This window comes from Ruegeria sp. YKSD163 (genome assembly GCF_059612905.1).
Map to the genome: position 1 here is coordinate 60,371 of NZ_JBXWRM010000011.1, position 20,633 is coordinate 81,003.

The following is a 20,633-nucleotide window of genomic DNA, read 5'->3' on the forward strand; positions in this document are numbered from 1 at the left end:
GTGGCGACGGACCTAGCCCGCGCGCGCCAGTATGCGGTCGCGGGCGCCGTCGCTGTCCTTGCGGCTGAGACCCATGGCAATCCGCGCCTCTTCGACGATCTTCAGCTCTCCCTCGCGTTGCAGACCATCGGCCAGCACCACTTCCCAAAGCGCATCCAGCGCGGCAAGCCGCTCTTCGAGGCCGGTGGTCTCGCGGATCAGCTTGCCAAAGGTATCGGTGTCGGGCGCGGCGGCGTGCAGCTTTTCGCAGGTTGCGCGCACCTTGGCCGCCTCTATGGCGTTGTGACCATAGAGCCGGGCCAGGATCCGGTCGATCAGGCTGATCTCCTCGACCTGGTATTCGCGGTCCGCCTTGGCCACGCGCACCAGAAGCGCACCCAGCGCAAGCTCGGCATCGGGGTCGGGCAGGGGCGATGGAGAAGGCGGGCGAAAGGCCTGAAGGAACTTTTTCAGCATGGGCGCAATCTATCCCATATGTTGCGTCTGGCCAAGCGTGTTCTACCCGTCATAGCCTTCGATGATAACCAGATCGCCGGTCGAGACCGGCTCGCGCAGGGCCTTGGCCGCCTGATAACCGGGACTGTCATAGCAGGCCAGAGCCGCCTCGTAACTGGGAAACTCGATCACCACGGTGCGCGCGCGGGCCTGGCCCTCACGCGTCTCGCGCCCGCCACCACGGACCAGGAACCGGGCGCCATATTCGGCAAAAGGCTCTGCGTTGGCCGCGATATAACTCTTGTAGATCTCCATGTCGTCCACATCCACATGGGCGACCCAGTATCCTTTGGGCATGATTGTCTCCTCGTCGTTCAGGCCGCAGGGTGGCCCGCAATGCGCGGCGATGCAATCCCGCTTGTGCAGGCGCGGAATTCGGGCAAACTTGCTGGCATGATTGTCTTCGATGGCCATAACGATGTCTTGACCGAGCTGGCTCGCGCCGGTGGCCGGGCTGCCGCAGGTGGGTTCCTGACCGGGTTGCCGGGGCAACTCGACCTTCCGCGCGCGCGGGCTGGCGGGTTTGGTGGCGGTTTCTTCGCCCTTTGGGCGCGCTCTGACGGCGCCACGGATTTCAGCGCGCTGGGCGCGGAATATGATCTACCTCTGCCCGAGCCAGTACCCGAACCGCAGGCCTGGGAGATGATCCGGGCCCAGGCCGATACGCTGGTGGCACTGGAAGAGGCAGGCGCGCTGCGGATCTGTACAAGCGCTGGCCAGATCGCGCGGGCACGGGACGAGGGGCTGCTGGCGGCGATCTTGCATCTGGAAGGGGCCGAGGGAATCGGCCCCGATTTCTATGAGCTGGAAGAGCTTTATGCGCTGGGCCTGCGCTCGCTGGGTCCGGTCTGGAGCCGGCCGAACGCCTTTGGTCACGGTGTACCATTCCGCTATCCTTCCGGCCCCGATATCGGGCCGGGCCTGACCGAGCGCGGCCGCGCCCTGATTGCGCGCTGCGAGGAGATGCGGATCCTGGTCGATCTCAGCCACCTGAACCTGGCCGGATTCCGTGACGTGGCGGCGATATCGACGCGCCCGCTGGTGGCGACCCATTCCAACGCGCATGCACTGGTGCCGCATGCGCGCAACCTGACCGATGAACAGTTGCGGATCATGGCCGAGAGCGGAGGCTTGGCGGGGGTGAATTTCGAATCCACCTTCCTGCGCCCTGATGGGCGCCCAGACGATGACATACCCGCAGCGTGGCTGATGGCGCAATTCGACCACTTGCTGGACAGGCTGGGCGAGGAGGGCGTGGCAATCGGCTCGGATTACGATGGCTGCACGCCGCCTGGCTGGCTCAATTCGGTCGACAAGTTGCCGACGTTGGTCGAAGCGATGGAGCGGCACGGCTACCCTTCGGCCCGGATCGAGCGCATTTGCTGGGGGAACTGGATGCGGGTACTGGCCGATACCTGGGGCGAGGCCGCCTGACTGTTCATAAATTGAGCGCCTGCGGCGCACCCGCCTTGTGTCGCGCCTCTGGCGCTGGGGGCGAGGCGCTGCCTCGCGCTCCGGAGTATTTCTGGCGAAATGAAGAGGCGGGCCTGCGTCTTTCCTCTTGCCGAAAATATCCCGGGGGAGGCACCGCAGGTGACGGGGGCAGAGCCCCCTTCTTTTGCTTAGACCAGACGCGAGCTTTCCTTGGCCGCGCGCACGAAATCGGCGAACAAGGGATGCGGCGCGAAGGGTTTCGATTTCAGCTCGGGGTGATATTGAACCCCGATGAACCACGGATGGTCCGCCCACTCCACGATCTCGGGCAGGCGGCCATCAGGCGACATGCCGGAGAACCGCAGCCCCGCCTTTTCCAGCTTGTCGCGGTACTTGATATCCACCTCGTAGCGGTGGCGATGGCGTTCCTCGATGTTGCAGGTACCATAGACCTCGGCCACTTTCGAACCTTCGGCCAGTACCGCGTCATAGGCGCCGAGGCGCATAGTGCCGCCCTTGTCGTCGTCGACCTTGCGGCTGACCTTGTAGTTGCCCTGCACCCATTCCTTGAGGTGGTAGACTACCGGCTCGAACCGTTTGGCGCCCGCCTCGTGATCGAACTCCTCGGATCCGGCGCTGGCCATGCCCGCGACGTTGCGCGCCGCCTCGATCACCGCCATCTGCATGCCGAGGCAGATGCCCAGATAGGGCACCTGGTGTTCGCGGGCGTATTGCGCCGCCTTGATCTTGCCCTCGGTGCCGCGTTCGCCAAAGCCGCCGGGCACCAGGATGGCATGGAAGCCTTCGAGATAGGGCGCGGGATCCTCGCGGTCGAAGATCTCGGCATCGACCCATTCGATCCTGACCTTGACCCGGTTGGCCATGCCGCCGTGGGTCAGCGCCTCGGCGATGGATTTATAGGCGTCTTCCAGCTGGGTGTATTTGCCGACGATGGCGACCTTGACCTCGCCCTCGGGGTTGTGGATGCGGTCGCTGACGTCTTCCCATTTCGTCAGGTCCGGCTTGGGCGCCGGGCTGATCTGGAACGCGTCCAGCACCGCCTGATCCAGCCCCTCGGCATGATAGGCCAGCGGCGCGTCGTAGATGGTCGAGAGATCCTGCGCGGCGATCACCGCTTCGGGGCGGACGTTGCAGAAGAGCGCCAGTTTCTCGCGTTCCTTCTGCGGGATCGGGCCTTCGGAGCGGCAGACGAGGATATCGGGTGCGATGCCGATGGAGCGCAACTCCTTGACCGAGTGCTGGGTGGGCTTGGTCTTGAGTTCGCCGCTAGCCTTGATATAGGGCAGCAGCGTCAGGTGCATGAAGATGCACTGGCCGCGCGGCTTGTCCTGGGAAAACTGGCGGATCGCCTCGAAGAAGGGCAGGCCCTCGATATCGCCGACGGTGCCGCCGATCTCGCAGAGCATGAAATCGACCTCGTCCTCGCCGATCGAGATGAAATCCTTGATCTCGTTGGTGACGTGCGGGATCACCTGGATGGTCTTGCCGAGGTAATCACCGCGCCGCTCTTTCTCCAGCACGTTGGAATAGATCCGGCCCGAGCTGACCGAGTCCGTCTTGCGCGCCGCCACCCCGGTGAAGCGCTCGTAATGGCCAAGGTCCAGGTCGGTCTCTGCGCCGTCATCGGTGACGAAGACCTCGCCATGTTCAAAGGGTGACATGGTGCCCGGATCGACGTTCAGATAGGGGTCAAGCTTGCGCAGGCGGACCGAGAAGCCGCGCGCTTGCAGCAACGCGCCCAATGCGGCCGAGGCCAGACCCTTGCCAAGCGAAGAAACGACACCGCCGGTGATGAAGATGAAACGCGCCATGAGTGTTCGGCTGCCCCCGTGAGAAGTCATAATTCAGCTGCCCGGCGGTTTCGCAAAAAACCGCAGCATCACGGGACTTCACGTATAAAGGATTCGCGCCAATTGCGCAAGAGAACCGCAAGATGCTGTTGCGGCCCTCACCGGGAATGCAAACTGTTGTGGATCAGTCAGCTTTTGGCACCAGGGGTGCATTGTCACCGGCGCTGGGCGGCAACAGGTCACTGCCTGCCGGAACGCTGGGTGTCGTCGGTTCGGATGCCGCAGGCGCGGGAACGCCCAGGCGGTCGATGACCGAGGTGCCGGATGCCTTTTGTGCTGCGATCACGGTCAGGGTGATCGAGGTCACGATGAACGCAATGGCCAGAACCCAGGTCACCTTGCTGAGAGCGGTTGCCGCCGCCCGGCCGGTCATCACACCGCCGCCGCCGCCACCCATGCCCAGGCCGCCACCTTCGGACCGCTGCATCAGGACGACGGCGATCAGGCCCAGAGCCAGGAGAAGGTGAATGATGAGGACGACGTTTTCCATGGTATTCCTGCGGCCGGTGGCGTGTACCGCGTGGTATCTATGCAAGTTTGCCCGCAGGGGCAAGTCGCGAGTTTGGATCACCTGCGGTTAAGCGGCCGATCACATCAAAGAGGCTGGACAGGGGTGGGGTCGCGCGGCAGTCTTTGTGCCATGCCACATGACCATCACGACCACCCGCATTCCCTTCTTCCCTCGGACCCGACGCTGCGCGTCAAGGCGCTCGAGACGATCCTGACCCGCAAGGGGCTGATCGATCCGGCCGCGCTGGACGAGATCATCGACACCTATCAGAATCGCATCGGCCCGCAGAACGGGGCGCGTGTGGTGGCGCGGGCCTGGGCCGATCCGGCGTTCAAGGCGGCGCTGTTGGCCGATGCCATGCCGCTGTTGACCGAGCTGGGGTATTACGGGCGGCAGGGAGAACACGTGGTCGTGGTCGAGAACACGCCCGAGACTCATAACATGGTCGTCTGCACCCTGTGCAGTTGCTATCCTTGGCCGTTGCTGGGCATTCCGCCGGGCTGGTACAAATCGGACGCCTATCGCGCGCGCGCGGTGCGCGAGCCGCGCAAGGTGCTGGCCGAGTTCGGGGTGATCCTGCCCGAGGGGACCTCGGTACGGGTGTGGGATTCGACGGCCGAGATCCGCTATCTGGTGCTGCCGATGCGGCCCGAGGGCAGCGAGGGTCTGGACGGGGCGGCGCTGGCCGAACTGGTCACGCGCGACAGCATGATCGGCACCGGGCTGGCGCGGGTGCCTGCATGACACGGGTGCATGACATGGGCGGGCGGTTCGGCGATGGGGCTATCACGCCCGAGGTCGACGGCATCCCGCAGCTGGGCGACTGGCAGGCGCGGGCCTTGGCGCTGACCTTGGCGGCGGGGGCGCTGGGACAGTGGAACATAGACATCTCGCGCCATGCGCGCGAGCGGCTGTCACCGGCGGATTATGGCCGCTTCAGCTATTTCGAGAAGTGGATCGCGGCGCTGGCCGATCTGCTGGTCGAGACCGGGGTGCTGACCGAGGATGACCTGCGCGGGCAGGGGCGCGACGTGCCCCACCCGCTGGCCGAACGCGCGATGAAGGCCGAGGCGGTGGCGGCTGTGCTGGCGCGCGGCGGTCCGGCGGACCGCCCGTCGAACGTGGCGGCGCGGTTCGAGGTGGGGCAGATGGTGCGCACCCTGCGCCCGGCGGCGAACCGGCTGGTGGATGGCGGCCATACCCGGCTGCCCGCCTATGCGGCGGGCGCACGCGGGCGGATCGTGTTGAAACACGGCAGCCATGTGCTGCCGGACAGCAATGCGCACCGGCTGGGCGAGGCGCCCGAGCCGCTTTATGCGGTGGCCTTTCCGGCCTCCGAGCTGTGGGCCGACCCCGAGGCGCCGGGGGACGAGGTGGTGCTGGATCTCTGGCAAAGTTACCTGGAGCCGGCATGAGCGAGTGCCCCGATATCGCCGCGCCCGAGCCGGTCTTTGCCGAGCCCTGGCATGCGCAGGTCTTTGCCCTGACGGTGCATCTGAACGAGGCGGGGCGGTTCACCTGGGCCGAGTGGGTCGACCGGTTCTCGGTCACGCTGAAACGGCACGGCCTGTCTCGTGATCTGGACGGCGGCGAGGATTACTTCAACGCCTGGCTGGAGACGCTGGAGACGCTCTTGAGCGAGGCGGGCGAGGCCGCGCCCGAGGAGCGCGCGCGCATGCGCGCGGCCTGGGAACACGCCTATCTGACAACGCCGCATGGCCAGCCGGTGCGGCTGGCCGAGTGATCAGCCCTTGTCGTCGGGGTCGGCCTGACCGACCCCGCGAAACACGGCCTTGAACGGCAGGATCCAGAGGATCCCGAGACCGACGAAAATCACCAGTTCGACCAGCACAGGCAAGCCGTCAAACCGGGCACGCAGCCAATCCGTCAGGGTGACCGCCATCACGATATAGAGCGGTAGCGCCACCAGCAGGACGACGAGCGACCAGCGGCGGCGGGCCTTGTGCGACAGCGCCATCAGTCGGCGAACGGGTCGGTCACCAGGATGGTGTCCTCCCGCTCCGGGCTGGTCGAGAGCATGGCGACCGGACAGTCGATCAGTTCCTCGACGCGACGCACGTATTTGATCGCATTGGCAGGCAGGTCGGCCCAGCTGCGCGCACCCTCGGTCGATTCCGACCAGCCGGGCATTTCCTCGTAAATGGGTGTGCAGCGCGCCTGCTGATCGGCGGCGGTGGGCAGGTAATCAAGCCGGTTGCCGTCGAGGTCGTAGCCGACGCAGATTTTCAGCGTCTCGAACCCGTCCAGCACGTCGAGCTTGGTCAGAGCGATGCCGTTGATGCCGCTGGTGGCGCAGGTCTGGCGCAAGAGCGCCGCGTCGAACCAGCCGCAGCGCCGTTTGCGCCCGGTGGTGGTGCCGAATTCATGGCCGCGCGTGCCAAGACGCTCGCCATCGGCGTCGTGCAGTTCGGTCGGGAAGGGGCCTTCGCCGACACGGGTGGTATAGGCCTTGACGATGCCCAGAACGAAGTCGATCGAGTTCGGGCCGATGCCCACCCCGGTGGCCGATTGACCCGCGATCACGTTAGACGAGGTGACAAACGGATAGGTGCCAAAGTCGATATCCAGAAGCGCGCCCTGAGCCCCCTCGAAGAGGATGCGCTTGCCCGCCTTGCGTTTCTCGTTGAGCACCTTCCAGACCGGTGCGGCAAAGGGCAGGATGCGCGGCGCGATCTCTTTCAGCTGCGCGATCAGCGCGTCACGATCCACCGGTTCGACACCCAGCCCCTTGCGCAGGGGGTTGTGGTGCTGCAATGCGCGGTCGACACGGGCAACCAGCGTGGCCTCGTCTGCCAGATCGGCAACGCGGATTGCACGGCGGCCTACCTTGTCCTCATAAGCCGGGCCGATGCCGCGGCCGGTGGTGCCGATCTTGGTGCCCTTGCTGGCAGCATCCTCGCGCGCGCGGTCCAACTCGCCATGCAGCGGCAGGATCAGCGGCGTGTTCTCGGCGATCATCAGCGTTTCGGGGCTGATCTCGACACCCTGCGCCTGTACCGTCTCGATCTCGCCCAGCAGATGCCAGGGGTCCAGCACCACGCCATTGCCGATCACGCTCAGCTTGCCGCCGCGCACCACGCCCGAGGGCAGCGCGTGCAGCTTGTAGACCTTGCCGTCGATCACCAGCGTATGACCGGCGTTATGGCCACCCTGAAAGCGCGCGATCACATCGGCGCGCTCGCTGAGCCAATCCACGATCTTGCCCTTACCCTCGTCGCCCCATTGGGCGCCGACAACGACGACATTGGCCATGATAGGTCCTTTGCTGGTGTTACAAACCCGCGCCCATATATCGGTGCGCGCGCGGCAGGGAAACCGCAATTTCGACGCATGTGATCTGAATCACTGGACAGATTCACCTATTTGGGTGATTCTCGTGCGCAAAAAAGAACAGGCGGTTCGGGACATGGGCATTTTCCTGCGATGGATGTTTGCCTTCGGTTTGTTGGCATTGACCTACAATCCGACGGAGATAAATTTTGTCCGATGGGCATACTGGAACTACCAAACCCATCTGTCGGTCGCCGTGTTCATGGGGCTGTTGCTGACGATCGGTTATATCATCTATCTGCGGGCCACCCTGCGTTCGATCGGGCCGTTCGGGATGGCATTGGTGCTATCGGTGATCGCCTCGCTGCTCTGGGTTCTGTTTGATTTCGGTCTGCTGCATCTGGATAATACCACGGTGAATGTCTGGCTGGGCATCTTTGCCCTGTCGGTGGTGCTGGGCGTCGGGCTGAGCTGGAGTCACGTCCGGCGGCACTTGGCCGGTCAATCCGATGTCGATGATGTCGACGAGTGATCCGCATCCTTGAAAATGCAAAACGGCACCGCGATGACCGGGCGCCGTTTTGCATTCATGGGTCTTGTATGGGTCAGCCAGCGGCGCGTTTGTCCGGTCGGAACCCGATCTGACCCGAGGCGGTGAACTGACCGCTGGCGGTTTTCTTCAGCTTTCCCTCGCGCAGAAGCTGCCCGAACGAGCGCAGCCCGTCCTCTCGGTTGAATTCCTGATCGTCGAGCTGGCGCACCTTGTTCATCAGCTGCGGGCGCGAGAACTGGTCGCGACCCTCGACAAAGGACAGGTACGAGGCCGCGGCTTCCAGCAATTCGTGCAGGCCGCTGGCACCGGTCTCGGCGACAAAATCGGCAAAGCTGCCTTCGGCGGCCTTGGCCGTGGCCTCTTCGGCGACCAGGCTGGCCACGCGCCGGGGGCGGACCGGGCCGCTGCCCATGGCGCGCTTGGTATCGATGCGTTGTTCAGCCACCAGTTTCAGCGGCGCCGGACGCTCCTCGGTCCGGGCGCGCGGTGTGCTGCTGCTGGCGACGGGGCGGCGCGGGCGCACAACCTCTGACAGGTCGGTGCGGTATTCGTCCTCGCTGGAATGGGTGCCCAAAGTGCCGCCAGCCGACCGCTCGGCGCGGGTCGCGGCAACTGCCGCTCGCATCTGCGAATAGGTCTCGCGGGTGGTGGACAGATCCGGGTCTTCGAGTTTCTCGTCGGCGGCGGCAAGCAGGCGCGAAATGTCGTCGTCGCCCCCGGCTGGAGCGGTCCCGGCCGTTTCAGGGCCACCCTCGAACGTATCGACGTCATCGTCATCGCTGGTGGCGTCGGCCTCGGCAAAAAGCGATCCATCCACATCCGGGGTATCTTCGTCATCGTCGTCAAGGCTGAGCAGGTCGATGTCGTCGTCGTCGTCCTCCACATCCACATCCGTGCGGGCGGTGTCGCCGCCACGTTCGGCCAGGTATTCCGCCTCTACAGCGGCGAGTTCGCGCAGCAGATCATCTTCGTCCTCGGGCGAGAGCGAGCCGGTTGCGCTGGCATCGACCTCTTCCGTTTCGACCTCGAACTCGGTGCGCTTGATCTTGCTGACACGGACGGCCACACGCGGGGGGCTTACGGCTTCGGGCTGTGCTGCCTCTTCGGCAGTGGCGTCGGCAATCGCCTCTTCGCGTTCTTCCTCGGCGTCTACGGTTTCCGTAACGAAACGCGCCGCGAGCCCGCTGTCGATCTGGTCGATCGGATTGGCGTCCTCTTCGATCGTGTCGAGTTCGGCGACGTTTTCTGCATGTTCGTCTTCGGTATAGCGCGCGTCAGCTTGGCTGGCCTGTTCGTTACGCGACACCACGGCGCGGATGCGTTGCAGCTTGGCCGCGATGGAATCGGGTGCGGCAGGCGCTTCGGGGGCGTCCTCGACCGCTTCGGCCATGGGCAGGATGTCGAGTTCGTCCTCATCCTCGATCTGCGCTTCAACCGCGTCCTCGGGCAGGTCGTCGAATTGCGCGGCGATGCTGGCGAGCAGGGTCTCGCTGTCGGCATCGTCCTCGACCGCCGCGGCTGCCACTTCGGCTTCCGTCGGCGCTTCGGCGATTTCGGGCGCCTCGGTCACCGGCAACTCGGGTGCCTCGTCGTCTGATGCCTCGATAATCGGCGCGTCATCAGCGGGTGCGGGCTGTTCCTCGGCGACTTCCGGCGAATCCTCCGGGGCCTGCGCGGGGGGCTCCTCTACTTCAACCGGAGCCTCGGCGACCGGTCCGGCGGTCGCTGGCGCCGCATCGGCGGCGGGGATGTCGGAAACAGGTGCTTTGGCGACCGGTCCTGCGGTTTGGGCGTCGCTCACCGCTTCCGCAATCGCGGGCTCTGCTGCCAGCGCGGCGGGCGCGGCTGCGCGCAGCACGATGCCCTTGTCGTCACGCCGGGCCTCGACCTGGCGGGCGATCTCGCGCTCGGCGATCCGGGCCAGCATGTCGGCATCCGGCTGTGGCGGTTCGGCCCCGAAATACCGGTCATCGGCGGCAAGGTCCCGAAAGTACTCGGCAATGGCCTTCATCGTGTCAAAGGAATCCTCGAACCCCTCAAGGGTGCAGGAAAACGTCCCATAGGAGACGGTCAAGACCTTGTTGTTCTGTACCATGGGATGCTCGTCCTCTACATAGATGTGCCTAAGCGTTTACCATCCCTTGGGCGTCAATTTCGGCCCGATTCTGTGCAAATGAGCGTATCATTTTGTGACTACAATATGTCCTGTTTCCAGAAAGGGCGACAATCCCGCCATGAAAACCGCGATTGTTGAGGCGCCGGAACCAGTAACCCTGATTGGCGGCGGTGAGGTCGGTTCAGGAGACCTGGATCTGGCGCTGGAGCGCGCCAGAGTGCTGGTCGCCGCCGATAGTGGCGCGCTGGTGGCGCTGGCGCAAGGGCGGATGCCCGATGCCGTCATCGGGGATATGGACAGTCTGCCGGCATTGCAACGCGTCCGCATCCCTGACGAACGGCTTCATTCGATTTCCGAGCAGGACAGCACCGATTTCGACAAGGCACTGCGCCATATCTCGGCGCCTCTGGTGTTGGGGGTGGGCTTTCTGGGCGCGCGTGTCGATCACCAGCTGGCCACGTTCAATACGCTGGTGCGGCAGGTGGATCGTCCCTGCCTGCTCATCGGCGCGGTCGAGGTGATCTTTCACCTGCCGCCCCGGCTGGAGCTGGATCTGGTGCCGGGCGATGTCGTGTCACTGTTTCCGCTGGCGCCGGTGACGGCGCGGTCCGAGGGGCTGTTCTGGCCGCTCGACGGCCTCGGGATGGCGCCCGACGGGCAGATCGGCACCTCGAACCGGGCGACGGGGCCGGTGGTGATCGAGGCAGACGGGCCGGGGTTGCTGGCGATGGTGCCGCGTGGGGCACTGGACGGGATTATCCGCTGGTTCCTTTCGCCGAACTGCGGGCGCTGGCCTGCTCGCGCAGGATGACGTAGAGGCCCGCGGCCATGGTGATCAGGATGCCCAATGCCGCCAGCCCGTTGGGCAGGTCGTGGAAGATCAGCCAACCGATGGCGGTGGCGACCGGGATTTCCAGATACTGCATCGGCGCCAGTGTCGCCGAGGGCGCATAGCGCAGCGACCAGGTCATCAACAGATGCGCCGCAGTGCCCAGCACGCCGATGGCCAGAAGCAGCCAGAGTGTTGTGCCGGAAGGGGCGACGAATGTCAGCGCCTCGACCCCGGTGACATGTCCGACCATCAGCACCGGCGCGAGGGCTACGCTGGCCATGACTCCGGACACTGCCTGAAGCGCGATCGGGTCGGTATCCTTGGCCAGTTGCCTTGTGACCAGCATGAAGAGGGCAAAGACTACAGCCACCACAAGCGGCAGAAGGGCGGGCAGGCCGACCTCGGCAAAGCTGGGCTGGATCACCAGAAGCGTGCCGACAAAGCCCACGATACAGGCGCCAAGGCGGCGGTGGCCAACCTCTTCTCCCAGAACGTATTTGCCCAGCAGCAGCATGATGAAGGGCATGACAAAGGCGATGGCGATAGCATCGGCCAGCGGCAGATAGCGCAAGGCGGTGAACATCGCCCAGATGCCGGTGATATGCAGCGCGGTGCGCAGGGCGGTCAGGCGCAAGAGCCGCCCGCGCAATTGCCAGGGGCGTCCGGTGGCCTGGACCAGGGGGATCAGGATCACGGCCTGAATGGCAAAGCGCACCAGCAAGAGCTGCATGGTGGGCATGGTGCCGCCCAGAAGTTTGGCCAGCGCGTCGCCCATCGGGGCGAGCACACAGAAACCGAGCATCAGGAAGATGCCGAGAAGGGGGCGGTCGGCGGTCATTGCGCCACGCTAGTTTCCCGGTGGGGGCGATACAAGCGGCACGCCACGAAACCGACCGGAATTTTGCAAAAATTCCGGCCCAGAAAATCGCGGATTTTCTGAGCCATTTTCTGTGTCAGAAAATGGCGCCCGCCTCAGCAGTTCGGCACGTTGACTGCGAGCCCGCCCAGCGAGGTTTCCTTGTATTTCTCGTGCATGTCGGCGCCGGTCTGGCGCATCGTCTCGATCACCGCATCGAGCGGCACGAAATGCTTGCCGTCGCCGCGCAAGGCCAACGAGGCTGCCGAGACCGCCTTGATCGCGGCCAAACCGTTGCGTTCGATACAGGGCACCTGGACCAGCCCCTTGACCGGGTCGCAGGTCATGCCGAGGTGATGTTCCAGCGCAATCTCAGCCGCGTTTTCCACCTGTTCGGGCGTGCCACCCATCACCGCGCAAAGGCCTGCCGCCGCCATGGCGGCGGCGCTGCCGACCTCGGCTTGACACCCCGCTTCGGCGCCCGAGATAGAGGCGTTGTACTTGACCAGCCCGCCGATGGCGGCGGCGGTCAGCAGGAAATCCTCGACATGGCTGGGCGCCGCGCCCGGCACGTGGTCGAGATAATAGCGCAGCACCGCGGGCAGGGTGCCCGCCGCGCCGTTGGTGGGGGCGGTCACCACCTGTCCGCCGGCGGCGTTTTCCTCGTTCACCGCCATGGCATAGACGCTCATCCAGTCGTTGATCGTGTGCGGCGCGTTCAGGTTCATGCCGCGTTCGGCCACCAGCGCGTCATGGATCCCCTTGGCGCGACGGCGCACGTTGAGGCCGCCGGGCAGGATGCCGTCGGTCGCCAGCCCGCGCTCGATACAGTTGTTCATCACTTCCCAAAGCCGCGCGGTGCCGCGGGCAAAGGAGACCTCGCAGCCGCGCGCGATCTCGTTGGCGCGTTTCATCTGGGCGATGGATTTGCCCGAGGCGGCGGCCATCTCCAGCATCTCGGCGGCGGATTTGAACGGGTAGGGGACAGGCGGGCCGTCATTGCTGTCCTTGCCCTGGGCCAGTTCCTCTTCGGTCAGGACAAAGCCGCCGCCGACGGAATAGAACACCTGCCGCAGGATCACGTCGCCCTGTGCGTCGGTGGCCATCAGGATCATGCCGTTGGCGTGGCCCGGAAGGGTGTGGTCATAGTCGAAGACAAGGTCGCGCTTGGGGTCGAAGACCAGCTTCGGCAGCCCCTCGGGCGTCACCGTATGGGTGGCGTGGATCGCAGCCAGCGCTTCCTCTGCCTTGTCGTTGTCATAGCTGTCGGGGACAAAGCCCGCGAGGCCCAGGATGGTGGCGCGGTCGGTGGCGTGACCCACGCCGGTAAAGGCCAGCGAGCCATGCAGCGAGCCCTTGACCCCATGAAACTCGAAGGGTGAGGCGCGCATCATGTCGAGGAAGCGCGCGGCGGCCACCATCGGCCCCATTGTGTGCGACGAGGACGGGCCGATGCCCACTTTGAACATGTCGAAGACGGAGAGGAACATATCAGGTAGCCGAACCTTCTGGCGGGTTTGCGTGATGGGGGGCGGTGAACGGGGTGTCGCCCAGCCCCTCGGCCACTTGGGCGGCACGGGTGGCGGGGCGGGTTTCCAGCGCTGCGAGGATGCGGTGCAGATGGGGCGTGTCGGCGGCGGCGAACCAGCTGCGGTCGCTGTCCTGGGGATAGAGCGCCAGCCAGCGCATCAGGCAGGCCAGATACCAGCTCAGCACGGAGGGCGCCTCTGGCGATAGCCAGTCCGGCGCCTCGGCCGCCACCGCATCGAGCAGGGCCAGATGGGTGCGCAGGCGCGGGCGCAGGCCCGCGCGCAGGGTCTCGGCCTGCGCCTCTGCGATGTATTTGTCGGGATAGAACAACATGCGCATATCCGCATGCAGCGTGTTCGACGCGAAGAAAAGCCATTTCAGCAAGGCGCCGCGCGCCGGATCGGCGGGGGGTGGGGCCAGGCGGCCATGTGTATCGGCAAGCCACAAGAGAATGGCGGCGGTTTCAAAGATCGGACCCTGCGGGGTTTCCAGCACCGGGATCAGCCCGGCGGGGTTGAGCGCGCGATAGGCAGCGCTGTCCTGCGCCCGGGTGGTGCGGTCCACCAGCACGGTTTCATAGGGCAGACCCATATCCTCCAGCGCCAGCCGGATCACCAGCGAGGCGTTGTCGGGGGCGTAATGCAGGCGATAGGGCGCGGTCATGCCTTCGATATAAGATGCACGGGCGATTCTGCATTCGCCGATTGCGACGTTTCCCATCGGAAACGCGTAAGCTTGCCGCGAGTCACGGTTTCTGTGCCTGACAGACGAAATGGTTCAGGGAAAAGAAGAACCGCCCCGCGCGCGCCAGCTCCTGCTGCTCCTGTGCCCAGGCCTGTGCCTCGGGTTCGGGCATTGCGTCTGTCTGGATGGCATAGGCGGTCATCAGGCGGATCATCATTGCGGCCAGCCCATCGGGGCGCAGCTGCGTGTCGCAAAAGGCAAGCGGCGTCATGCTGACTGCGCGAAACCCGACCTCGGCCAGCAGCGCCGGAAGGCGTGCCGGAACATCGCGGCAAGCGAGGTGGCGGTCCCAGATGCGGCACATCTCGGCCATGCGCTCGGGCTGGTCGCTGTGCCAGGTGAGCGTATCGAAGTGCATGTCGCCGATCACCAGCCGGCCACCGGGCTTCAGGGCGCGAAAGAGCTCGGCCAGCGGTGGGCGCATGTCGTGGAAGTATTCGAACACCTGTAGCGAGACCGCTCCGTCGAGGCTGTTTTCATCGCAAGGGAGGGCCTCGGCGTTGCCCTTCAGGAAGGCGACATTGCCGCGATCCGCGCAGCGGGCGCGCGCGAGGTCGAGCATGTCGGCGCTGGGATCGAGGCCCAGCACATGGCCGGTGTCGCCCACGGCGCGAGACAGGTCTAGTGTCAAGAGTCCGTTGCCGCATCCCAGGTCCAGCAATCGATCTCCTGGCGATGCTGCCAGAGCGTCAAAACTGGCGCAGCGGCGGCGGGTGATATCGGCGCCCTGATAGGCATCCTCCAGAACGCGGGCGGTGTCTTCGTCGAATTGCAGCATGCGATTGGTCCTCCTGCCGCGACCATAGCACATTCAGCGAAGCGCCCAAAAATCGGCCGGGCCCGGCAGGGCCTTGCCCTGTTCGGAGTCACCCTGCGCGGCGGCGGCGCAAGGCCAGACCTGCGCGCAGGTTCAGCGTCAGCAGGGTGATGTTGGTGGCCCCAGCCAGAAGTTCCAGCGCCTGCACGAAATAGAAGAGCGTATCGAACTGACCGGCATTGGCGCCGAGGGCGAGGAACACGGCGCTGGGCAGCAGGATCAGCAACCCGTTGGCGGCGATCAGCTTCATCCGCCGCGATTTGGCGGCAACCTCGGGCAGGCGCCAGCCCTTGCCCAAGGCCGCGCCGGTGGCGCCAGCTGTGGCCATGGCCGGGATCAGCAGCGCCATGCCGTAAAGGATAGCCGTCTTGACCTGCGCGATCTGGGCATGGGTTCCGAACAGCTCGACCAGCGCGGTCGAGGTCCAGAAACACGCGATGGTGAACAGGGCGATGCCGCCACTCAGCGCGTGCAGTTTGAGTTTCATGGCGGGGTCTCCAATTAAATAGCGTGCTATGTAAATAATGTTGCATAGCACGCTATGCAAGAGGTAGGTCGCAGGCATGGATCAGTTTCAACACAATTCGGCCGGGTATCTGGCCAATCACATGGCGCGGCTCTTTGCGGCGGGGCTGGCGCGGCGCATCCAGCCGCTGGGGCTCGCCCCTGCACAGTTCATGGTGCTGCTGGAGCTGTGGCACAGCGATGGGCGCACCCAGGCCGACCTGACGGCGGCGCTGGATGTGGAGCAGGCGACCATGGCCAATACGCTCAAGCGGATGGAGCGGGACGGGCTGATCCGGCGCTTGCCGTCCGAGGAGGACCGCCGCGCCCGGCTGATCCATCTGACCGACCGCGCCCGCGCGCTGGAGGCAGAGGCCAAGGCGGCGGCAGGGGCGCAGAATGCACAGGCACTGGCAGGGTTGGACGCGGCGGAACGGGCGACCTTCACCGCGCTGATGCGCCGGGTGATCGGCAATATGCAACGGGGCTGAGGCGCGGGTCTGGGGCTGACGGCCGGATTTGGTCTCGCAGTTGGGCGGGGCGTTGCGTATAACGCTGGCAATCATCGACAGGGGATACTGCCATGACCGGAGAACTCTCGCCCATCGACAAGGCGAAATTCGTTGCCGCCAAGCGGGCGGCGGATCTGGTCGAGGATGGTATGAGGGTCGGCCTCGGGACAGGGTCCACAGCCGCCTGGCTGGTGCGCTGCCTTGGCGAGATGGTGCGCAAGGAAGGGTTGAAGATGCGCGGCGTTCCGACCTCGACCCGCACCGCGCAGCTGGCGCGAGAGGTGGGGATCGAGATCATCACGCTGGACGAGGCACGCTGGCTGGATATCACCATCGACGGTGCCGACGAATTCGATGGCGACCTGAACCTGATCAAGGGCGGCGGCGGCGCGCTGCTCCACGAAAAGATCGTGGCGACAGCCTCGGACCAGATGGTGGTGATTGCCGATGTCGGCAAGGAAGTGGGCCGACTGGGCGCCTTTCCCCTGCCGGTCGAGGTGATCCCCTTTGGCTGGCAGACGACCCAGGCGCTGCTGGAGGAGACGCTGATCTCGATGGACGTGCTGGGGCGGACGGCGACCTTGCGGATGAACGGAGACGCACCGTTCATCACCGACGAGGGCAACCACATCCTGGACCTGCATTTGCAACGGATCGGCAATGCCCGACAGTTGGCGCTGGTGCTGAACCAGATCCCTGGCGTGGTGGAAAATGGTCTGTTCATCGACATTTGTGACACGGTCGTGGTGGGCCATGGTGACGGGCGGGTGGAAATCCGCGATATCAACCAGGGCACGGTGGAACATGACCGGCTGGATTTTGTCGAAAGCGACAACCTTTTTACCGATCTGGCGGATTGAGCGGGCGCTCACGCGGGTGTGATCGGCGTTGTTTTCGGCAGGGTCGGCCATATGTGAACAACTCATGCAGGGCCGGCGGGCCGGCACAGGATCAAAAGGCTGCCGCCCGGCTGGGCAGCGGCGGGACTACGAGGCGAACAGATGAGTTTTGACTACGACCTTTTTGTCATCGGCGGCGGTTCGGGTGGCGTGCGCGCGGCGCGGGTCGCGGCGGGCGAGACCGGGGCCAAGGTGGCACTGGCAGAAGAGGACCGCTATGGCGGGACCTGCGTGATCCGGGGATGTGTGCCGAAAAAGCTGATGGTGTTCGCCAGCGAATATGCCGGCATGGTCGAGGACGCGCAGGCCTATGGCTGGGACATCCAGCCGGGCGCATTCGACTGGGACGTGTTTCGCGGCAAGCTTTATACCGAGCTGGACCGGCTGGAAGGCGTTTATCGTAATATCCTCAAGAACAATGGGGTAGAGACCTTCGACACCCGCGCGCGGCTGGTCGATGCGCATACGGTCGAACTGTCTGACGGAACCCGCAAGAGCGCCAAGCATATCCTGATCGCCACCGGCGGCCGTCCGGTCAAGCCCGAGATCAAGGGGGCCGAACTGGGCATCACCTCGAACGAGATTTTCCATCTGGATAAGCTGCCCGAACGGATGCTGATCGTCGGCGGTGGTTACATCGCCTGTGAATTCGCGGGCATCATGAATGGTATGGGCGTCGAGGTGACGCAGTATTATCGCGGTGCCCAGATCCTGCGCGGCTTCGATGACGAGGCGCGCGGGCTGGTCAGCGAGGAAATGTGCCAGAACGGTATCAAGCTGCATCTGGGCACCAATGTGCTGGAGATGGAGCGCGAGGGTGACCGGATCCGGGTCAAGGCCACCAATGGCGACGAGGAACTCTTTGACCAGGTGATGTTCGCCACCGGCCGGGTGCCTAATGCCGACGATCTGGGGCTTGAAGGGCTAGGCCTCGAGCTGGGTCGCAAGGGGCAGATCGTGGTGGATGACTACAGCCAGACCGCCGTGCCCTCGATCTATGCGATCGGGGATGTGACCGACCGGGTCAACCTGACGCCGGTTGCGATCCGCGAGGGCATGGCCTTTGTCGACACCGTGTTCCGGGGCAAGCCGACGCCTGTCGATCACGCGCTGATCCCGACCGCGATCTTTACCCAGCCCGAAATGGGCACCGTGGGTTTGAGCGAGGAGGAGGCCGCGGCGCAGGAGCCGGTCGAGATCTATGCGACCTCGTTCAAGCCGATGCAGACCGCCTTTGCCGGACGCAGCCAGCGGGTGCTGATGAAACTGATCGTGTCCAAGGCCAACCGCCGCGTTCTGGGCTGCCATATCGTGGCCCCGGGCGCGGGCGAAATGATCCAGCTGGTCGGCATCGCGGTCAAGATGGGCGCCACCAAGGAGGACTTCGACCGAACGGTTGCGGTTCACCCGGTTATGGCCGAAGAACTGGTCACCCTGCGGCAACCGGTCCGCAGCGCTTGATTTACGGAGCGAAATGCTCAGGTTAAGGAAGAGGCCGGTCACGGTCGTGTGAACAACAAGGAGACGGAAACCAGATGGCGGGCAACTCAGGTGGCCCCTGGGGGGGCGGAGGCTCTTCCGGTGGCGGCGGAAACAGGGGAAACAATGGCGGTCAGCGGCCGCCCGAAGGTGATGGCCCGCAGATCCCCGAGATCGACGAATTGGTCAAGAAGGGCCAGGAACAGCTGCGCGTCCTTATGGGCGGGCGCGGCGGAACCGGCAATCGGGGCGGCGGCAACGGTCGCGGCACCGGCGGTGGCGGTGGCCCGGCCTTTACCCGCGGCACGCTGGGTCTGGGCCTTGTGGTTGCGATCGGTCTCTGGGGCATGGCGAGTTTCTATACCGTCAAACCCGAAGAACAGTCGGTCGAACTGTTCCTGGGCGAGTTTTCCGGGATCGGCACCGAGGGTCTGAACTTTGCGCCTTGGCCGCTGGTCACCGCCGAGGTGATCCCGGTCAAGGTCGAACAGACCGAGACCATTGGCTCGGGCGGGCGCGGCAGCGATGCCGGGCTGATGCTGACCGGGGACGAAAACATCGTCGATATCGATTTCCAGGTGGTGTGGAATATCACCGATCCGGCCAATTTCCTGTTCAACCTGCGCGACCCTCGCCAGACCATTCAGGCGGTGTCGGAATCGGCCATGCGCGAGATCATTGCGCAATCGGAACTGGCGCCGATCCTCAACCGGGATCGTGCGGTCATCGCCGAGCGACTCGAAGAGCTGATCCAGCTGACGCTGGACAGCTATAACTCGGGCATCAACATCGTCCGGGTCAACTTTGACGGAGCCGACCCGCCAGAGCCGGTCAAGGATGCCTTCCGCGAGGTGCAATCGGCGGGTCAGGAACGTGACCGGCTGGAGAAACAGGCCGATGCCTATGCCAATACGGTTCTGGCCGGCGCGCGCGGTGAAGCGGCGCAGGTGCTGGAAGAGGCCGAAGGCTATCGCGCCCGCGTGGTCAACGAGGCCCAGGGTGAGGCCAGCCGCTTCTCGGCGGTGCTCGAAGAATACTCCAAGGCGCCCGATGTCACCCGCAAACGTCTCTATCTGGAGAGGATGGAGCAGGTGCTGGGCGATATCGACAAGGTGATCCTGGACAGTGACGGGGCGGGCAGCCAGGGCGTGGTGCCTTATCTGCCGCTCAACGAACTGCGCAAATCCGGCGATAAGGAGAACAACTGATGCGGAAAACGACCTTTCTCCTGCCTGTCGTCGTGGTGCTGGTCGCGCTGGGCCTGTCGTCGCTGTTCATTGTGGATGAACGCGAAAAGGCGCTGGTGCTGCAATTCGGCCGTGTGATCGACGTCAAGGAAGAGCCGGGACTGGCCTTCAAGATACCGCTGATCCAGGAAGTGGTGCGCTATGACGACCGCATCCTCAGCCGCGAGGTCGGCCCGCTGGAAGTCACCCCGCTGGACGACCGCCGCCTGGTGGTCGACGCCTTTGCCCGCTATCGCATCACCGATGTGCGGCAGTTCCGTCAGGCGGTGGGTGCCGGTGGTATCGCAACTGCCGAGACGCGTCTGGACTCGATCCTGCGTGCCAAGACCCGCGAGATCCTGGGTTCGGTCAGCTCGAACGACATCCTCAGTTCCGACCGCGCCGCGCTGATGCTGCGCATCCGCAACGGTGCCATTTTCGAGGCCCGCGATCTGGGGCTCGAGGTGATCGACGTGCGGCTGAAGCGCACTGACCTGCCCGAGGCCAATCTGAACGCCACCTTTGCCCGGATGCGGGCAGAGCGTGAACGCGAAGCCGCCGACGAGGTGGCGCGCGGTAACGAGGCGGCACAGCGGATCCGAGCCCAAGCCGACCGGACCGTGGTCGAACTGGTATCGGAAGCGCGCCGCGAGGCCGAGATCGTTCGCGGTGAGGCCGATGCCCAGCGGAACGGTATCTTTGCCGAAGCCTTTGGCAAGGACCCGGAGTTCTTCGAATTCTACCGTTCGCTCTCGGCCTATGAAAAGGCGCTGCAAGGGGGCAACAGCTCGATGGTGATGAGCCCGGATTCAGAGTTCTTCAACTATCTGAAGTCGCCTTCGGGCAGGTCCGAGTAAGCCACGTGGCATCGACGGATACCGAAAGGGCCGGCCACTGCGCCGGCCCTTTTCGCGTTCTCCCCACAGTTGTCTTGATCCGTGGCCATGAATGCCGTCAAATGCG

23 protein-coding genes are annotated in these 20,633 nt (G+C 64.8%); 11 read left to right on the top strand and 12 right to left on the bottom strand.

The features are described 5' to 3' along the window. Positions 1-12: 12 nt before the first annotated feature. Both AC2FNA_RS15215 and AC2FNA_RS15220 read right to left on the bottom strand, forming a co-directional pair. Positions 13-456, bottom strand: coding sequence for a tellurite resistance TerB family protein (locus tag AC2FNA_RS15215; RefSeq protein WP_234144818.1), 444 nt, complete (start codon positions 454-456; stop codon positions 13-15). Positions 457-498: 42 nt separating this feature from the next. Then, a complete protein-coding gene (locus tag AC2FNA_RS15220) occupies positions 499-792 on the bottom strand; it encodes a DUF1330 domain-containing protein (RefSeq protein ID WP_496827918.1) in 294 nt (97 codons plus the stop codon). Positions 793-888: 96 nt separating this feature from the next. On the opposite strand from AC2FNA_RS15220, the gene AC2FNA_RS15225 reads away from it, so the two are divergent. Further along, positions 889-1,929 carry a dipeptidase gene (locus tag AC2FNA_RS15225; protein ID WP_496827920.1) on the top strand — a complete coding sequence of 347 codons (1,041 nt, stop codon included), beginning with the start codon at positions 889-891 and terminating at the stop codon, positions 1,927-1,929. Between the two features lie 188 nt (positions 1,930-2,117). Here the strand turns inward: AC2FNA_RS15225 and pyrG are convergent, their stop codons facing one another. Beyond that, on the bottom strand, positions 2,118-3,761 hold the full coding sequence (gene pyrG / locus AC2FNA_RS15230; RefSeq protein ID WP_234137791.1) for a CTP synthase: 1,644 nt from the start codon (positions 3,759-3,761) through the stop codon (positions 2,118-2,120). A gap of 163 nt (positions 3,762-3,924) precedes the next feature. Further along, the gene (gene secG, locus AC2FNA_RS15235; RefSeq protein WP_496827922.1) at positions 3,925-4,290 is read right to left on the bottom strand and encodes a preprotein translocase subunit SecG; all 366 of its coding nucleotides are present in this window, start codon (positions 4,288-4,290) and stop codon (positions 3,925-3,927) included. A gap of 150 nt (positions 4,291-4,440) precedes the next feature. Between secG and nthA the strand changes: the two genes are divergently transcribed. The 3 genes from nthA to AC2FNA_RS15250 are packed head-to-tail and all read left to right on the top strand — an operon-like array spanning position 4,441 to position 6,055. Then, positions 4,441-5,055, top strand: coding sequence for a nitrile hydratase subunit alpha (gene nthA / locus AC2FNA_RS15240; protein WP_496827924.1), 615 nt, complete (start codon positions 4,441-4,443; stop codon positions 5,053-5,055). Further along, positions 5,052-5,726: a nitrile hydratase subunit beta gene (nthB, locus tag AC2FNA_RS15245; protein ID WP_496827926.1), complete on the top strand. Its 675-nt coding sequence runs from the start codon at positions 5,052-5,054 to the stop codon at positions 5,724-5,726. Before nthA ends, nthB begins: the two co-directional genes overlap by 4 nt. Further along, entirely contained in the window at positions 5,723-6,055 is a 333-nt protein-coding gene (locus AC2FNA_RS15250; protein ID WP_496827928.1) for a nitrile hydratase accessory protein, read from the top strand. The genes nthB and AC2FNA_RS15250 overlap by 4 nt, the downstream gene beginning before the upstream one ends. On the opposite strand, the gene AC2FNA_RS15255 is transcribed toward AC2FNA_RS15250, so the two are convergent. Next, on the bottom strand, positions 6,056-6,289 hold the full coding sequence (locus tag AC2FNA_RS15255; protein ID WP_496827930.1) for a DUF2842 domain-containing protein: 234 nt from the start codon (positions 6,287-6,289) through the stop codon (positions 6,056-6,058). Next, complete coding sequence (locus tag AC2FNA_RS15260; protein ID WP_496827932.1) at positions 6,289-7,584, bottom strand: adenylosuccinate synthase; 1,296 nt, start codon at positions 7,582-7,584, stop codon at positions 6,289-6,291. The genes AC2FNA_RS15255 and AC2FNA_RS15260 overlap by 1 nt, the downstream gene beginning before the upstream one ends. Before the next feature lie 16 nt (positions 7,585-7,600). Between AC2FNA_RS15260 and AC2FNA_RS15265 the strand changes: the two genes are divergently transcribed. Further along, on the top strand, positions 7,601-8,134 hold the full coding sequence (locus AC2FNA_RS15265) for a DUF6524 family protein (RefSeq protein ID WP_496827934.1): 534 nt from the start codon (positions 7,601-7,603) through the stop codon (positions 8,132-8,134). 73 nt (positions 8,135-8,207) lie between these two features. On the opposite strand, the gene AC2FNA_RS15270 is transcribed toward AC2FNA_RS15265, so the two are convergent. Then, a complete protein-coding gene (locus AC2FNA_RS15270) occupies positions 8,208-10,250 on the bottom strand; it encodes a chemotaxis protein CheA (RefSeq protein ID WP_496827936.1) in 2,043 nt (680 codons plus the stop codon). A 139-nt stretch (positions 10,251-10,389) separates the two neighbouring features. Here AC2FNA_RS15270 and AC2FNA_RS15275 point away from each other — a divergent pair, with 139 nt between their 5' ends. Continuing rightward, positions 10,390-11,082: a thiamine diphosphokinase gene (locus AC2FNA_RS15275; RefSeq protein WP_496827938.1), complete on the top strand. Its 693-nt coding sequence runs from the start codon at positions 10,390-10,392 to the stop codon at positions 11,080-11,082. On the opposite strand, the gene AC2FNA_RS15280 is transcribed toward AC2FNA_RS15275, so the two are convergent. The 5 genes from AC2FNA_RS15280 to AC2FNA_RS15300 all read right to left on the bottom strand — a co-directional run bounded on the left by AC2FNA_RS15280 (position 11,027) and on the right by AC2FNA_RS15300 (position 15,537). Beyond that, entirely contained in the window at positions 11,027-11,941 is a 915-nt protein-coding gene (locus tag AC2FNA_RS15280; protein WP_496827940.1) for a DMT family transporter, read from the bottom strand. The two genes, AC2FNA_RS15275 and AC2FNA_RS15280, sit on opposite strands and share 56 nt — an antisense overlap. A gap of 134 nt (positions 11,942-12,075) precedes the next feature. Next, the gene (locus tag AC2FNA_RS15285) at positions 12,076-13,449 is read right to left on the bottom strand and encodes an L-serine ammonia-lyase (RefSeq protein WP_496827942.1); all 1,374 of its coding nucleotides are present in this window, start codon (positions 13,447-13,449) and stop codon (positions 12,076-12,078) included. 1 nt (position 13,450) lies between these two features. Further along, positions 13,451-14,152, bottom strand: a complete 702-nt coding sequence (locus AC2FNA_RS15290) for a glutathione S-transferase family protein (protein WP_496828109.1) — start codon at positions 14,150-14,152, stop codon at positions 13,451-13,453. 82 nt (positions 14,153-14,234) lie between these two features. After that, the gene (locus AC2FNA_RS15295; protein WP_496827944.1) at positions 14,235-15,011 is read right to left on the bottom strand and encodes a methyltransferase domain-containing protein; all 777 of its coding nucleotides are present in this window, start codon (positions 15,009-15,011) and stop codon (positions 14,235-14,237) included. An 88-nt stretch (positions 15,012-15,099) separates the two neighbouring features. Next, on the bottom strand, positions 15,100-15,537 hold the full coding sequence (locus tag AC2FNA_RS15300; RefSeq protein WP_496827946.1) for a hypothetical protein: 438 nt from the start codon (positions 15,535-15,537) through the stop codon (positions 15,100-15,102). A gap of 76 nt (positions 15,538-15,613) precedes the next feature. Between AC2FNA_RS15300 and AC2FNA_RS15305 the strand changes: the two genes are divergently transcribed. The 5 genes from AC2FNA_RS15305 to hflC all read left to right on the top strand — a co-directional run bounded on the left by AC2FNA_RS15305 (position 15,614) and on the right by hflC (position 20,527). Next, complete coding sequence (locus AC2FNA_RS15305; protein ID WP_234184101.1) at positions 15,614-16,045, top strand: MarR family transcriptional regulator; 432 nt, start codon at positions 15,614-15,616, stop codon at positions 16,043-16,045. A gap of 92 nt (positions 16,046-16,137) precedes the next feature. After that, on the top strand, positions 16,138-16,926 hold the full coding sequence (gene rpiA, locus AC2FNA_RS15310; RefSeq protein WP_496827948.1) for a ribose-5-phosphate isomerase RpiA: 789 nt from the start codon (positions 16,138-16,140) through the stop codon (positions 16,924-16,926). 141 nt (positions 16,927-17,067) lie between these two features. After that, positions 17,068-18,426 (top strand): glutathione-disulfide reductase, encoded by a 1,359-nt coding sequence (gor, locus tag AC2FNA_RS15315; protein ID WP_496827950.1) that lies wholly within the window; start codon positions 17,068-17,070, stop codon positions 18,424-18,426. Positions 18,427-18,500: 74 nt separating this feature from the next. Then, the gene (gene hflK, locus AC2FNA_RS15320; protein WP_496827951.1) at positions 18,501-19,652 is read left to right on the top strand and encodes an FtsH protease activity modulator HflK; all 1,152 of its coding nucleotides are present in this window, start codon (positions 18,501-18,503) and stop codon (positions 19,650-19,652) included. After that, positions 19,652-20,527: a protease modulator HflC gene (gene hflC, locus AC2FNA_RS15325; RefSeq protein WP_496827953.1), complete on the top strand. Its 876-nt coding sequence runs from the start codon at positions 19,652-19,654 to the stop codon at positions 20,525-20,527. Before hflK ends, hflC begins: the two co-directional genes overlap by 1 nt. The last annotated feature ends 106 nt before the right edge of the window (positions 20,528-20,633 follow it).

Excerpts from the sequence above, each read along its gene's own strand:
- AC2FNA_RS15215 (WP_234144818.1), bottom strand. The coding sequence starts at position 456 with ATGCTGAAAAAGTTCCTTCAGGCCTTTCGCCCGCCTTCTCCATCGCCC.
- AC2FNA_RS15220 (WP_496827918.1), bottom strand. The coding sequence starts at position 792 with ATGCCCAAAGGATACTGGGTCGCCCATGTGGATGTGGACGACATGGAG.
- AC2FNA_RS15225 (WP_496827920.1), top strand. The coding sequence starts at position 889 with ATGATTGTCTTCGATGGCCATAACGATGTCTTGACCGAGCTGGCTCGC.
- pyrG (WP_234137791.1), bottom strand. The coding sequence starts at position 3,761 with ATGGCGCGTTTCATCTTCATCACCGGCGGTGTCGTTTCTTCGCTTGGC.
- secG (WP_496827922.1), bottom strand. The coding sequence starts at position 4,290 with ATGGAAAACGTCGTCCTCATCATTCACCTTCTCCTGGCTCTGGGCCTG.
- nthA (WP_496827924.1), top strand. The coding sequence starts at position 4,441 with ATGCCACATGACCATCACGACCACCCGCATTCCCTTCTTCCCTCGGAC.
- nthB (WP_496827926.1), top strand. The coding sequence starts at position 5,052 with ATGACACGGGTGCATGACATGGGCGGGCGGTTCGGCGATGGGGCTATC.
- AC2FNA_RS15250 (WP_496827928.1), top strand. The coding sequence starts at position 5,723 with ATGAGCGAGTGCCCCGATATCGCCGCGCCCGAGCCGGTCTTTGCCGAG.
- AC2FNA_RS15255 (WP_496827930.1), bottom strand. The coding sequence starts at position 6,289 with ATGGCGCTGTCGCACAAGGCCCGCCGCCGCTGGTCGCTCGTCGTCCTG.
- AC2FNA_RS15260 (WP_496827932.1), bottom strand. The coding sequence starts at position 7,584 with ATGGCCAATGTCGTCGTTGTCGGCGCCCAATGGGGCGACGAGGGTAAG.
- AC2FNA_RS15270 (WP_496827936.1), bottom strand. The coding sequence starts at position 10,250 with ATGGTACAGAACAACAAGGTCTTGACCGTCTCCTATGGGACGTTTTCC.
- AC2FNA_RS15275 (WP_496827938.1), top strand. The coding sequence starts at position 10,390 with ATGAAAACCGCGATTGTTGAGGCGCCGGAACCAGTAACCCTGATTGGC.
- AC2FNA_RS15280 (WP_496827940.1), bottom strand. The coding sequence starts at position 11,941 with ATGACCGCCGACCGCCCCCTTCTCGGCATCTTCCTGATGCTCGGTTTC.
- AC2FNA_RS15285 (WP_496827942.1), bottom strand. The coding sequence starts at position 13,449 with ATGTTCCTCTCCGTCTTCGACATGTTCAAAGTGGGCATCGGCCCGTCC.
- AC2FNA_RS15290 (WP_496828109.1), bottom strand. The coding sequence starts at position 14,152 with ATGACCGCGCCCTATCGCCTGCATTACGCCCCCGACAACGCCTCGCTG.
- AC2FNA_RS15295 (WP_496827944.1), bottom strand. The coding sequence starts at position 15,011 with ATGCTGCAATTCGACGAAGACACCGCCCGCGTTCTGGAGGATGCCTAT.
- AC2FNA_RS15300 (WP_496827946.1), bottom strand. The coding sequence starts at position 15,537 with ATGAAACTCAAACTGCACGCGCTGAGTGGCGGCATCGCCCTGTTCACC.
- AC2FNA_RS15305 (WP_234184101.1), top strand. The coding sequence starts at position 15,614 with ATGGATCAGTTTCAACACAATTCGGCCGGGTATCTGGCCAATCACATG.
- rpiA (WP_496827948.1), top strand. The coding sequence starts at position 16,138 with ATGACCGGAGAACTCTCGCCCATCGACAAGGCGAAATTCGTTGCCGCC.
- gor (WP_496827950.1), top strand. The coding sequence starts at position 17,068 with ATGAGTTTTGACTACGACCTTTTTGTCATCGGCGGCGGTTCGGGTGGC.
- hflK (WP_496827951.1), top strand. The coding sequence starts at position 18,501 with ATGGCGGGCAACTCAGGTGGCCCCTGGGGGGGCGGAGGCTCTTCCGGT.
- hflC (WP_496827953.1), top strand. The coding sequence starts at position 19,652 with ATGCGGAAAACGACCTTTCTCCTGCCTGTCGTCGTGGTGCTGGTCGCG.